Genomic DNA, 12,228 nt, shown 5'->3' on the forward strand with positions numbered 1-12,228 from the left:
CCCCCCCCCCCCCCCCCCCCCCCCCCCCCCCGCTTCTCGTGCGCTACCGTCCGCCCGCCGCGGCGGACAGCGGACGCGGCGGGCACTGCTGCCAGGTGGGCAGCAGACCGGCCGCCGCCGCCTCGGCGAGGGTCGGCGCCGCCGCGTCCTTGTCCGAGCGGATCGGCGGCTCCTTGAGGTCCCACGGCAGCGCGAGGGCCGGGTCGAGCGCGTCGACGTCGATCATCGTCCCCGGCACGTACTCCTGTGAGCACAGGTAGCTCATGCAGGTGTCGTCCGTGAGGGCGAGGAAGGCGTGCCCGACCCCGTCGGGCAGGTACACCGCCGTCCCCGTCTCGGGGCTTTGCAGAGTGACGTCGTAACAGCCGAACGTCGGCGAGCCGACCCGCAGGTCGACGGCGATGTCGAGGGCGCTGCCCCGCACGCAGGTGACGAACTTGTCCTGGCCGGGCGGCACCGTGGTGCCGTGGATGCCCCGCAGGGTGTTGCGCCGCGACACCGAGTAGTTGACCTGGCGCACCGTGAACTCCCAGCCGCTCTCCGCCAGCAGCGCGCTGGCGCGCACCGACTCGAAGAAGTGGCCGCGGCGGTCGCTCAGCGGCTCGGGCTCGAGGCGGTAGGCGCCCGGGACCGTCATTTCCGTTATCAGCACCGAAGGCTCCTCACGCGCTCAGCCGGTGGCGGCCGCGGCGCCGGCCGCCGCGGCGATCCGCTGCCGCATGGAAGCGGTGTCGTTGGTGCGCGGGAACTCCTCGCGCGGGACGTCGACGCCGAGGTGGGCGCACAGCGGCTCCCAGCCCTGCCGCACGTCGTAGACGAGGACGTTGTCCGCGCCCATGACGCGCACCACTTCCTCGTTGTGCCGGTGGTACACCTCGATGGCGTGGTCCTTGTCGGAGAACCGGCCGCCGAACAGTCCGTCCCAGACCATGGTGCTGGTGACGCGGAACAGCCGGGCCTGCGCGCTGCCGGGCTCCGGCGGGTTCGCCGCGCTGCGCAGGGCGAACTGGTACAGGGTGTCGTGGGTGCTGCGGTACCAGCTCTCCGCGTCGCGCACCGTGAGCAGCACCTTGGCGTCGGGGAACGCCTCGCTGATCTGCCGGTAGTAGACGGCGCAGGGGCCGTCCACGGCGGAGCGGTAGCCGGCGAAGGCGGCCGCCCAGTCGGGGCGCTCGCCGTCGCAGACGATCTTCTCCCAGTGCCGCAGCCGCTCGGTGTCGCCGACGATGTCGAACATGTGGAACGAGGGGCCCAGACCGAGCCGGTCCAGGGCCGCCTTCAGCGAGGTCGTGCCGGTCCTGCCCAGACCGGCGTTGATGAGTTTCAGCACGGTGCCGCCTTCCCTTCTCAGCGCCAGGCCGCGTCTTCCTGGCGGGTGGCGACGTTCACCCGGTTCCAGAAATTGACCAGTCCGATGTGCATGACGAGGGCGCCCAGCTGCTCGTCGGTGTAGTACTGGGCGGACTTCTCCCAGATCTCGTCCGAGGCCATGTCCTGCGGGTCGGTCATCAGCGTGACGGCCTCCGCCATCTCCAGCGCGCAGCGTTCGGCGTCGTCGAAGCAGGACTCGGTGCGCCAGTCGGCCACCCGCGTCAGCCGCTCGTCGGTCTTCCGCGCCTGCTGCGGGTCGTCCGAGAACGTGTAGACGCGGCCGTTGATCTCGCTGACGCGCAGCCGGACGAGGTCGAGGGTGGTCTGCGGCACGCCGACCTTGCCGATGACCTCGGTCAGGTCGAGCAGGGGCTGCAGGGCGCCGGGAACGACCAGGGAGGGGTTGTCCATCCGTGGGGTCATCGGGTCTTCTCCTGTGCGGTATGCGGGAATGAGTCGGTTGCTCGCGGCGGCCTCAGACCGGGATGCCCTCGATGACCGAGATCGGCGCGCTGGTGGGAACGGCCCTGGTGAGCTCGAAGCCGGCCTTCGCGAACAGCTCGGTGTACTCGGCGAGCGTGCGTTCGCGGGCGCCGAGCATCAGCATCAGCCAGAGGTCGATGGTGTTGCCGAGGTGCTTCTCGTTGTTCTCCGGGATCACGTACTCGACGACGAGCAGCTTCCCGCCGGGGGCGATCGCCTCGCGCGCGTTGCGCAGCGCGGTGACGGCGTCGGCCTCGGAGAAGTCGTGGATGATGTGCTTGAACACGTAGGCGTCGCCGCCCGAGGGCAGCTTGTCGAGGTAGCCGCCGTGCTCGATGGTGAGCCGGTCGGCGACCCCGGCCGCCTCGAAGAGCGCGGGGGAGTCGACGGTGGCGACCTCGGCGTCGAACAGCACCCCCTTGACGTCCGGCGCCTGCTTGAGGATGCCCGCCAGGAGGTTGCCGCGGCCGGCGATGACGTCCACGACCGTGCCGAAGCCGGAGAAGTCGTAGGCGGCCAGGATCGGGTCGGTCTCCGAGGCGGAGAGCTCGCCGAACGCCTGGAAGAACACCCGGGCGTAGTCGGGGTTGGCGTGGAAGAAGTCCAGCGCGCCCATGCCGCGCAGCTTGGGCAGGTTGGCCTCGCCCGTCTCCACGGTGTCGAAGAGGTGGCCCCACTCCTCCCACAGCGTGGGGTGGTTCATCAGCAGGGCGAAGCCGCGCATCGAGTCCTGGGCGTCCTGGCGCAGCGGGTGCGACAGCCGCGTGTTCTCGTACCGGCCGTCCGCACGGACCGCGAACACCCCGTGGCCGGCGAGCGCCCGCAGGACGCGGTGGGTCGCCACGGGGTCGGACCCGACGCGCGCCGCGATGTCCTCGGCCGACAGCGGGCCGTCGGCCAGCACGTCCGCGACGCCGAGCCGGGCCGCGACCGAGATCGCCTGGGTGATCACCGCGCCCTGGACGAGCTGGAGCAGTGCATACGAGTCTGACTGGTCACGAACCTCGGGCAGTACGGACATGCCTTTCCTTTCGGAGCGCATTATTCGCGGATTCCAGACAATAGGTCGGCGATTCTCGGAACCGCAACTTCCCTATTCCCGCAATGACTTCCTGGCGTTCAACCGGGGAAATTGAGCGGTTGAACAGGACCCGTCCAGTACCACTCCAGTGAGATTCCGGCCCCGCTTGCCAAATTGATCCGGCCCGGCTACGTCGAGGAGGACCCGTTGCGGAACGACATTCCCACCCCGGTGGATTTCTGGTTCGACCCGACCTGCCCCTGGGCCTGGCTGACCTCCCGCTGGATCCTCGAGGTCGCCCGGCAACGCCCCCTCGACGTGCGCTGGCGCCTGATGAGCCTGACCGTGCTCAACGAGGGGCGCGCCGACCTGCCCGAGCGCTGGCACCGCGACCTCGCCGCACGGCTGGAGCCGGTGCGGGTGTGCGCCGCCGCCGAACAGGCCCACGGCCCGCAGGTGCTGGGCCGTCTGTACACCGAGCTCGGCACCCGGTTCCACCTGGAGCGGGCGCCCAGGGAACGCGCCACGTACGCGGCGGCGCTGACCGCCGCGGGCCTCGACCCCGCCCTCGCCGACGCGGCCGGCAGCGACGCGTACGACGCCGCGGTGCGCGCCTCGCACCACGACGGCATCGGCCGGGTCGGCGCGGACGTGGGCACCCCCGTCGTCGCGGTCGGGGACGTGGCGTTCTTCGGCCCCGTGGTGACCCCCTCCCCGCGGGGCGAGGCCGCGACGCGGCTGTGGGACGGGGTGCTCGCCGTCGCGGCGACCGAGGGGTTCTTCGAGCTCAAGCGCACCCGCACCCGGCAGCCGGTCTTCACCTGAGCGGCCCTCAGCGGGCCGCCGCGGCCACGGGGGCCGTCCAGTTGTCGGTCAGCCAGCGCTCCAGCGTGACCAGGCCGGGCCGGGTGCTGCGCAGCTCCTCGAGGTCGGCGCGGTATCCGTCGCGCTCGAACCAGTCGAACATGTTGGCGAGGTCCGGGCGGGCCTGGCGCAGCGGCTCGATGGGCAGCTGCTGGTAGCGGGTGGGGACGCCGGACGCCGCCTCGAAGGCCGCGGCCATCTGCGGCCCCGTCAGGGAGTCGCCGGCGATCTCGACGACCTTGCCCAGCCAGGCGTCCTGGTGGTCGAAGGCGTCCGCGGCGAACACGCCGATGTCGGCGGTCGCGATGAGCTGCACCGGGATCCGCGGGTCCAGCCACATGGCCAGCACCAGCCCGTCCCCCGCCGGGCGCGGGGCGATGTCGAGCAGGATGTCGTGGAACATGACCGGCCGCAGCACCGTCGTGGGCAGGTCCAGGGTGCGCAGGTACTGCTCCACCCGGTGCTTGCTCTCGAAGTGCGGGACCCGGGTGTCGCGGTCCGCGCCGCCGACGGAGCTGTAGACGAAGTGCCGCACCCCGGCCCGCACGGCGGCGTCCGCCACCGCCCGGCCCTGCCGCTCCTCGGCCTCGACGCCGCCGGGCTGACGGAACGTCTGGACGCTGAACACGCCGTGGACGCCCGCCATCGCCGCCGTCAGCGACGCCTCGTCGTCCATGTCGCCGCGGACCAGGACCGCGCCCGCCTCCCGCAGCGCCTGTGCCTCGGCCTTCGCCGGGTCGCGGACCAGGGCGTGCACGGTGTGTCCGCGCCGCAGCAGTTCGCGGGCCACCGCCCCGCCCTGCCGGCCGGTCCCTCCCAGCACCAGGATCGTTCCGTCAAGCGCCACTGTCTGTCTCCATGTCTCGTGCCCGCCGAAGACCTCTCCGGCGATGCGGTTGGGATGCGGCGGACGTGGGGCGGCCGCCACGCGTCGGGGCCGCGCGCTACCAGGGGATCGGTCCCTCGTCCGCCAGGCACACGCCCGACGGGCCGGACTCGTCCAGCAGGGCGAGCCGGACCACGACGGCGGCCCCTTCGGCCGGGGTGCGGGGGCCGCGGTGGTGGTTGATGTCCGTGGCCACCACTCCGGGCAGGGCCGCGTTGACCTTGACCGGGGTCCCCCGCAGCTCCTTGGCGTAGGCGACCGTGACCGCGTTCAGCGCGGTCTTCGACGACTGGTAGGCGATCATGTTCACGCCCGCCAGCGGGGAGTCCGGGTCCGAGTTCAGGGTCAGCGACCCCACGTGGCTCGACAGGTTGACGATCCGTCCGGCCGGGGAGCGCCGCAGCAGCGGCAGCATCGCGTGGGTCACGGTGACCACGCCGAAGACGTTGGTCTCGTAGACCTCGCGCAGGTCGGCCGCGGTCGCCGCGCTCGGCGCGCCCGTGAAGCCGCCCGCGGTGCCGGCGTTGTTCACCAGGATGTCAAGCCGTCCGTGCCGCCGTTCGATCTCACGGGCCGCCTCGGCCGCGGACTCCGCGTCCCGCACGTCGAGCCGCAGCGCGGTCGCGGCGATGCCGTCGGCGGCCAGCGCGTCGGCGGCCTGCTTGCCGAGCGTCTCGTCGCGCGCGCCGACGACGACGACGATCCCCCGCTCACCGAGCTGCCGCGCCGCGGCGAAACCGATGCCCTTGTTGGCGCCGGTGACGAGGGCGATCTTCTCGTCTGTCACGTCAGCTTCCTTTCAGCGGGCGGTAAGGTGCGCATTCGCCCCGGGAAGAAGAAAATCCCGAAGGCACCCGACGATATTGCTGCGGTGCGGACCGCGCACTCAAGTGTTCATCGCCGCCCGTTCACCGCGGCCGTTCGGCGGCGCTGTCCACCGCCGTGTTCAATTGCGCCGACTCCACGGTCGAACACCCCACGGCCCCCGCGGAATGAGGAATCGTTGCGGCCGGAGATTGCCCTGAGTAGCTTCACCATGGCCAACCATTGCCACAGCGCAAAGGGCCTCAAAGAATGAAGACAACTGACGTCATAGTGGTCGGTGCGGGGCCGGTCGGCCTGATGCTGGCCGGAGAACTGCGTCTGGGCGGGGCGGACGTGACCGTCTACGACAGGCTGCCCGCCCCGACCGAGGAGTCCCGGGCACTCGGCTTCAACCGGCGCACCGCCGAGTCGCTGGACCAGCGTGGGCTGCTGCCCCGCCTGGGCGCGTTCCGCTGGGGCCCGATGGGTCACTTCGGCGGCGTCCGCTTCGACCTCGGTCTGCTCGACGAGGACCACAGCGGGGTGCTGGGCCTGTCCCAGACCAGGACGGAACAGGCCCTGGACGCCTGGCTGGCCGAACTCGGCGTGCCGGTGCGCCGCGGCCACGAGGTCAGCGCCCTGCGCGAGACGGCCGACGCCGTCGTGGTGTCCCTCGCCGGTCCCGACGGCCACCGCGAGGAGACGGCCCGGTACGTGGTCGGCTGCGACGGCGCGGGCAGCACGGTGCGCGCGCTGGCCGGCATCCCCACCGTGGACTGGGAGCCAACCCGGGGCATGTACACCGCGGAGATCACCGGCGTCGCCCCCCGCCCCCGGCCGATCGGCGAACGGCTGCCCGGCGGCCGCATGGTGGTGTGCACCCCGCTCGGCGAGGGCCGCTGCCGGGTCGTCGTCCACGACCCGGACCTGCCCGCCCGCCCGCGGCCGGGCGCGCTGACGTTCGGCGAGGTCGCCGACGCGTGGCGGCGGCTGACGGGCGAGTCGATCCACGACGCGCGGTGCCTGTGGCTGTGGGCCTCGGGCAACTCCTCCGCCCTGGCGCAGGAGTACCGGCGCGGCCGGGTGCTGCTGGCGGGCGACGCCGCGCACGAGATCCCTCCGCTGGCCGCCTGGGGGCTGAGCGCCGGATTGCAGGACGCGGTGAACCTCGGCTGGAAGCTGGCGGCGACGGTGCGGGGCCGCGCCCCCGAGGGCCTGCTGGACACCTACCACGGCGAACGCCACCCCGTCGGGCGGCAGTTGATCCGCAACGCCCGCGCGGCCGCCAAGCTCTACCTCGGCGACGAGGCCATGGACCCGGTGCGCGAGGTCGTGGGCGAGCTGCTGACCCACAAGGACGCCGCCGAGCAGGTCGCCGGGGTCGTCAGCGGCCTCGGCATCCGCTACGACCTGGCCAAGGGCGACCACCCGCTGCTCGGCCGCCGCATGCCGCCCGAGACGACCGTGACCCTGGCCGACGGCGTCCGCGTCCGCGTCGCCGAACTCCTGCGCACCGGACGCGGCCTGCTGCTGACCGCGGCCGACGCCGACGAGGCCGTCGCCCGGGCCGCCGACGGGCACGCCGACCGCGTCGACGTCGTCACCGGCGACTGGAACAGCGCGCCGCACGCCCCGCTGGACGCCGTCCTCGTGCGCCCCGACGGCTACGTCGCCTGGACCTCCCCCGGCACCGCCGACGACCTCGCCGACGCGCTGGACCGCTGGTTCGGCGGCCGCGTCCCGCAGTCCGCCGGCCGGTGAGCGCCGACGGCACCCTTCGCGAAGGAGTGAACACATGGCCAGGGATGTGATCGTCGTCGGGGCGGGTCCCGTCGGGCTGATGACGGCCGGCGAGCTCAAGCTCCGCGGCGTGGACGTCGTCGTCTACGAGCGGCTGCCCGCCCCCACGCGCCAGTCGCGCGGTGCGAGCTTCACCCGGCGCACCGCCGAGTGCTTCGACCAGCGGGGCCTGCTCGACCGGCTCGGCGCGACCGAACCCGCCGACAGCCACTTCGGCGGCCTGCCGATCGACCTCGGCATGCTGACCGAGGACCACTACGGGCACCGCGGCGTCTCCCAGTTCCGCACCGAGCGGATGCTGGAGGAGTGGGTCGGCGAACTCGGCGTGCCGGTCCTGCGCGGCCGGGAGGTGACCGCGCTGCGCCAGAGCGACGACGAGGTCGTGGTCGACGTCGACGGCCCCGACGGGCCGGCGGAGGACCGCGCCGCCTACCTCGTCGGCTGCGACGGCGGCCGCAGCACCGTGCGCCGCCTTGCCGGGATCGGCTTCCCCGGCACCGACGGCCGGCGCGGCTTCCTCACGGCCGACGTCACCGGGATCGAGACCCGCAGACGGCGCATCGGCGAGGACCTGCCGGGCGGCAGCATGGTGATGGCCATGGACCTGGAGAACGGCGTCACCCGCGTCGTCGTCCACGAGGCGGGCACACCGCCGCCCCCCGACCGCGACGCGATCGCCTTCACCGACCTCGCCGACGCCTGGCAGCGCCTCACCGGCGAGTCCCTCCACCACGGGCAGTGCCGCTGGATCAGCTGCTTCACCGACGCCTCGCGGGCCGCCGCCGAGTACCGGCGCGGCCGGGTGTTCCTGGCGGGCGACGCCGCGCACGTGCAGCCCCCCGCCATGGCGCAGGGGCTGAGCGTGGGCGTGCAGGACGCGGTGAACCTCGGCTGGAAGCTGGCGGCGACGGTGCGGGGCCTGGCCCCCGAGGGCCTGCTGGACACCTACCACGGCGAACGCCACCCCGTCGGCGAGCAGTTGGCGCGCAACGCCCGCGCGGCGATCGAACTGCGGCTCACCGGCGAGGACATGGACCCGGTGCGCGAGGTCGTCAGCGAGCTGCTGACGCACAAGGACGCCGCCGAGTACGCGGCCGGCATGCTGAGCAACCTCGGCATCCGCTACGACCTGGCCAAGGGCGACCACCCGCTGCTCGGCCGCCGCATGCCGCCCGAGACGACCGTGACCCTGGCCGACGGCGTCCGCGTCCGCGTCGCCGAACTCCTGCGCACCGGACGCGGCCTGCTGCTGACCGCGGCCGACGCCGACGAGGCCGTCGCCCGGGCCGCCGACGGGCACGCCGACCGCGTCGACGTCGTCACCGGCGACTGGAACAGCGCGCCGCACGCCCCGCTGGACGCCGTCCTCGTGCGCCCCGACGGCTACGTCGCCTGGACCTCCCCCGGCACCGCCGACGACCTCGCCGACGCGCTGCAACGCTGGTTCGGCGGCGCTCACCGGCCCTCCAGCGGCCCTCGACCGAGGGGCGGGGGGCCCCGGCCAGACTGCCAGGACCTGTCTTGACGCCGGACGCCGGCGCCGAGACGGCCTCTACGACACTAACCACGAAGGATCTGGTGGAATGGCTGGCACCGAACAGGATCAGGTGAGTGGAAAGCCCCATGTGGTCGTCATCGGGGGTGGCATCGCGGGACTGGCGGCGGCGTTCCAGCTCCGCGACGAGCCGGTCCGGGTGACGGTCCTGGAGGCGTCCTCCCGGCTCGGCGGGAAGCTGTCGGTCTCCGAGGTGGCGGGGGTCCCGGTCGACGAGGGCGCCGAGTCGCTGTACGCCAACCGGCGCAGGACGACCGGGCTGATCGCGGACGCGGGACTCGGCGAGCAGATCATGTCCGCCGGCGTCACCGCGTCGGCGATCTGGACCCGGGGAGCGATCCGGCAGCAGCCGGACCGTCAGTTCATGGGCGTGCCCTGCGACATGGACGACCTCGCCCGCTCCGGGGTGGTGTCCGCGGCGGGCGTCGAGCGCGCCCGGCAGGACCTGGTACTGCCCTCGTTCGACCGGGAGGGCGACGTCTCGGTCGCCGACTACGTGGGCGGGCGCTTCGGCCAGGAGGTCGTGGACCGTCTCGTCGAACCGTTCCTCGCCGGTGTGTTCGCCGGCCGCGCCACGGACCTGTCGTTCGAGGCCACCCTCACGCCGCTCGCCAAGGCCGCCCGCTCGCACGTCTCCCTGGCGGACGCGGCGGCCTCGCTGACGCCCGTGCTCGCCGAAGGACAGAAGCCGCCGCCCGTGCGGGTGGCGACCCTCGACGGCGGGTTCGGCTCGCTGCCCCCCGTCCTCGTGCGCCAGATCCTGGCGGCGGCGCCCGACGCGACGGTGCGCACCGACGCCCCGGTGCGCGAACTGGTCCGCGCCGCGCACGGCTGGCGGGTGACCGTGGGCACGGCCGCCGCCGCGGAGCACATCGACGCGGACGCCGTCGTCATCGCCGTCCCGGCCGGCCCCGCGGGCAGACTGCTCGCCCAGGTCCCCGGAGCCGCCCCGGCCGTCTCGGCGTTCGCCGAGGTGCCGTACTCCGACGTCGCCGTCGTCACCCTCGCCTACCCCCGCGCCGCGTTCCCCGGCGGGCTCTCGGGCCGCGGCTATGCCGCCTACCGGGTCCCCGCGGGGGAGCGCAAGGCGGTCAAGGAGGTCACGTTCACCACCGTGAAGTGGCCGCACCTGGCCGGCGAGGTGGAGATCGTGCGCTGCTCGATCGGTCGGTTCGGCGAGGAGGACCTGCTGCGGCGCGACGACGCCGACCTGGTGGCGCTGGCGACCGCGGAACTGGCCGAGGCCACCGGTGTGCGGGGCGTCCCGGTGGAGAGCCGGGTCAGCCGCTGGCAGGACGCGCTGCCGCAGTACACCGTCGGGCACTTCGAGCGGGTGCGGCGCATCCGCGACACGGTCGCCGCCCAGCCCGGCCTCGCCGTGTGCGGCGCCCTGTACGACGGAGTGGGCGTCGGCGTGTGCATGGCCTCCGCGCGACAGGCCACCGAGCAGATCCTGGCCCACGTGCAGCACGGCGCCGCCCGTCCGGCGGCGGTCGGGGCCTGAACCGGCCCCCGGAAACACCGAAGCGGCCGTGCCCGGCACCGGGGCACGGCCGCTGCTGTGTGCGCGGTCAGCGGTCCAGCATCGCGGCGAACACCTCCGCGAGGGCCTCCTCCGCGTCCCGCGCGCCGTCCGTGGCACGCCAGGCGACGTGCTGGTCGGGACGGACCAGGAGGGCGCCGGCGTCGCTGATCCCCCGCACGGCCGCCCAGCCGCCGTCGACGTCGGCGTACTCGCCGCCGTCGCCGATGCGGACCGTGGTGACGCGGACGGAGAACTTCTCCGCCACGCGCGCGGCCGCCTCGCACCAGCGCGTCCCCTGCGGGCCCGTGATCAGCGTGAAGTCGGTCCGGCCGGTCAGGTCGAGCGTCGACAGACGCCGGTCGCCGGCGGCGATCCAGGCGTGCGGCAGCCGGTGTCCGGGGCGGGACGTGGGCCGGTGCTCGTTGCGCATGGGGACGCGGGCCGGCGGCTCGCTGCCGTCCCCGACGATCGCGCCGTCCTCGTAGTGGAAGCCGACCTCCATGTCGAGCGACTGGCAGCCCCCGCGGTGGGTGTGGAAGATCTCCAGCGCGCGCGCCCGCTCGGTGTCGCCCAGCGGCGAGGGGTCGAAGTACGCCTCGAGCCGCTGCCTGCGGCGCCCGGCCGGGATGTTGTGGCCGGCGCCGACGGCGTCGATGACCGCCTGGTGGTGGACGGCGGCGGAGACCGCCCAGTCCACGTTCTCCCGGCCCACGGGCCGGCGCTCGGCCTCGTAGGTGTCGATCAGACCGTCGGTGGCGCGGCCGCCGAGCACCGCGGCCAGCTTCCAGGCGAGGTTGTGCGCGTCCTGGATGCCGGTGTTCAGGCCGAGGCCGACGGCGGGGGGCTGGCGGTGCGCGGCGTCGCCGGCGATCAGCACGCGGCCGACCCGGTAGCGGTCGGCGAGGTGCGCGTGCACGATCCAGTCCGTCACCTTGTGCACCGTCACCTCCAGGTCCGGGATGCGCAGCAGCTCGCGGATCCTCGGGACGACGCTCTCGTTGTCCCAGCGTCCGGGCGGGCCGGGGGCGAAGTGCAGGCCCCACTGCTCGCACTCCTTGCCCCAGCGCGGCCCCATCTCGATGAGGTTGCAGGACAGGTCGGGGTCCTCCGGGCTGAGGAAGTGCGTGATGAGCGTGCCCTCCTCCCACCACTGCGACAGGTCGGCGGAGAAGTAGACGGTGGTGGTGTTGACCAGTCCGGGCGGGCCCTGCAACTCGATGCCGACCTCGGCCCCGACCATGCGGCCGCCGTCGGCGCCGATGAGGTACTGCGCCGTGACGGTGGTGCTCTCCCCGGTCTCCAGGTCGCGCACCTCGGCGACGACGTGGTCGCCCTCGTCGGAGAACGACACCAGCTCGTGGTGGAACAGGATCCGCCCCGGATTGCGCTCCTCGGCGTGCCTGCGCAGGATCGGCTCCAGCCACATCTGCGGCAGCTTGGCGGGCAGCAGGGGGCCGGCCGCCGCGTAGACCTCGCGCAGTTCGCCGCCGCCGAAGGCGTCCATCTCGTGGATCAGGCGCCGCTCCAGCGGCCCGTCGCCGGCGAGCGTGGTCTGCCAGCGCACCTTGCCGAACTTGTCCAGCGGCGCCGCCTCGGCGAGCACGTCGTCGGCGACGCCGTGCTGCCGGAAGATCTCCATCGTGCGCTGGTTGAGGTAGTGCGCCTTCGGAACCCTCGATGTGTCCGGGTGCCGTTCCACCAGCAGATGATCGACGCCCTGGTCGGACAGGAAGACGGAGGCGGACAGACCGCATCCGCCACCGCCCACGATCAGAACCGGAACCTCGATGGCTCCCATATTCGCCCCTTTAGGATCGACCGATGCCTTGCCAGTGGCAGCCTGGCAAAGTCCTCTTCAGCACCGGTCAAGCACGACTGGACCGCAGCCGCGCCGGCCGGTCCCCGGGGGACCGGCCGGC

11 protein-coding genes are annotated in these 12,228 nt (G+C 73.3%); 4 read left to right on the forward strand and 7 right to left on the reverse strand.

Features of this window, described 5'->3' with window-relative positions; all coding sequences use genetic code 11:
• Nucleotides 1–43: 43 nt before the first annotated feature.
• From KMS84_RS26990 to KMS84_RS27005, 4 genes are read right to left on the reverse strand one after another with little or no spacing between them, the layout of a single operon-like run.
• On the reverse strand, nucleotides 44–652 hold the full coding sequence (locus tag KMS84_RS26990; protein ID WP_256919051.1) for a dTDP-4-dehydrorhamnose 3,5-epimerase family protein: 609 nt from the start codon (nucleotides 650–652) through the stop codon (nucleotides 44–46).
• 18 nt (nucleotides 653–670) lie between these two features.
• Nucleotides 671–1,330 carry a sulfotransferase family protein gene (locus KMS84_RS26995; protein ID WP_256919052.1) on the reverse strand — a complete coding sequence of 220 codons (660 nt, stop codon included), beginning with the start codon at nucleotides 1,328–1,330 and terminating at the stop codon, nucleotides 671–673.
• Between the two features lie 17 nt (nucleotides 1,331–1,347).
• Nucleotides 1,348–1,794: a carboxymuconolactone decarboxylase family protein gene (locus KMS84_RS27000; RefSeq protein ID WP_256919053.1), complete on the reverse strand. Its 447-nt coding sequence runs from the start codon at nucleotides 1,792–1,794 to the stop codon at nucleotides 1,348–1,350.
• Nucleotides 1,795–1,846: 52 nt separating this feature from the next.
• Nucleotides 1,847–2,875 carry a methyltransferase gene (locus KMS84_RS27005; protein ID WP_256919054.1) on the reverse strand — a complete coding sequence of 343 codons (1,029 nt, stop codon included), beginning with the start codon at nucleotides 2,873–2,875 and terminating at the stop codon, nucleotides 1,847–1,849.
• A 207-nt stretch (nucleotides 2,876–3,082) separates the two neighbouring features.
• Here KMS84_RS27005 and KMS84_RS27010 point away from each other — a divergent pair, with 207 nt between their 5' ends.
• Nucleotides 3,083–3,700, forward strand: a complete 618-nt coding sequence (locus KMS84_RS27010) for a mycothiol-dependent nitroreductase Rv2466c family protein (protein ID WP_256919055.1) — start codon at nucleotides 3,083–3,085, stop codon at nucleotides 3,698–3,700.
• 7 nt (nucleotides 3,701–3,707) lie between these two features.
• On the opposite strand, the gene KMS84_RS27015 is transcribed toward KMS84_RS27010, so the two are convergent.
• Together KMS84_RS27015 and KMS84_RS27020 are read right to left on the reverse strand one after the other, a co-directional pair.
• Nucleotides 3,708–4,586 (reverse strand): NmrA/HSCARG family protein, encoded by an 879-nt coding sequence (locus KMS84_RS27015; RefSeq protein WP_256919056.1) that lies wholly within the window; start codon nucleotides 4,584–4,586, stop codon nucleotides 3,708–3,710.
• A 97-nt stretch (nucleotides 4,587–4,683) separates the two neighbouring features.
• Nucleotides 4,684–5,412 (reverse strand): SDR family NAD(P)-dependent oxidoreductase, encoded by a 729-nt coding sequence (locus KMS84_RS27020; protein ID WP_256919057.1) that lies wholly within the window; start codon nucleotides 5,410–5,412, stop codon nucleotides 4,684–4,686.
• 287 nt (nucleotides 5,413–5,699) lie between these two features.
• Here KMS84_RS27020 and KMS84_RS27025 point away from each other — a divergent pair, with 287 nt between their 5' ends.
• Genes KMS84_RS27025 through hemG form a run of 3 tightly spaced genes read left to right on the forward strand, consistent with a single transcriptional unit; the run spans nucleotide 5,700 to nucleotide 10,288 of the window.
• On the forward strand, nucleotides 5,700–7,190 hold the full coding sequence (locus KMS84_RS27025; RefSeq protein WP_256919058.1) for an FAD-dependent monooxygenase: 1,491 nt from the start codon (nucleotides 5,700–5,702) through the stop codon (nucleotides 7,188–7,190).
• Nucleotides 7,191–7,224: 34 nt separating this feature from the next.
• Complete coding sequence (locus KMS84_RS27030) at nucleotides 7,225–8,754, forward strand: FAD-dependent monooxygenase (protein WP_256919059.1); 1,530 nt, start codon at nucleotides 7,225–7,227, stop codon at nucleotides 8,752–8,754.
• A gap of 58 nt (nucleotides 8,755–8,812) precedes the next feature.
• A complete protein-coding gene (gene hemG / locus KMS84_RS27035; protein WP_256919060.1) occupies nucleotides 8,813–10,288 on the forward strand; it encodes a protoporphyrinogen oxidase in 1,476 nt (491 codons plus the stop codon).
• Nucleotides 10,289–10,355: 67 nt separating this feature from the next.
• On the opposite strand, the gene KMS84_RS27040 is transcribed toward hemG, so the two are convergent.
• Nucleotides 10,356–12,107 carry an FAD-dependent monooxygenase gene (locus KMS84_RS27040; RefSeq protein ID WP_256919061.1) on the reverse strand — a complete coding sequence of 584 codons (1,752 nt, stop codon included), beginning with the start codon at nucleotides 12,105–12,107 and terminating at the stop codon, nucleotides 10,356–10,358.
• Nucleotides 12,108–12,228: the final 121 nt, after the last annotated feature.

This window comes from Streptomyces hilarionis (assembly GCF_024539675.1).
Classification (GTDB): Bacteria; Actinomycetota; Actinomycetes; order Streptomycetales; family Streptomycetaceae; genus Streptomyces; species Streptomyces hilarionis.

What these genes read in the sequence shown, in the direction of transcription:
- KMS84_RS27040 (WP_256919061.1), bottom strand. Translation starts at nt 12,107, where the DNA reads ATGGGAGCCATCGAGGTTCCGGTTCTGATCGTGGGCGGTGGCGGATGC.
- KMS84_RS27005 (WP_256919054.1), bottom strand. Translation starts at nt 2,875, where the DNA reads ATGTCCGTACTGCCCGAGGTTCGTGACCAGTCAGACTCGTATGCACTG.
- hemG (WP_256919060.1), top strand. Translation starts at nt 8,813, where the DNA reads ATGGCTGGCACCGAACAGGATCAGGTGAGTGGAAAGCCCCATGTGGTC.
- KMS84_RS27025 (WP_256919058.1), top strand. Translation starts at nt 5,700, where the DNA reads ATGAAGACAACTGACGTCATAGTGGTCGGTGCGGGGCCGGTCGGCCTG.
- KMS84_RS27030 (WP_256919059.1), top strand. Translation starts at nt 7,225, where the DNA reads ATGGCCAGGGATGTGATCGTCGTCGGGGCGGGTCCCGTCGGGCTGATG.
- KMS84_RS27000 (WP_256919053.1), bottom strand. Translation starts at nt 1,794, where the DNA reads ATGACCCCACGGATGGACAACCCCTCCCTGGTCGTTCCCGGCGCCCTG.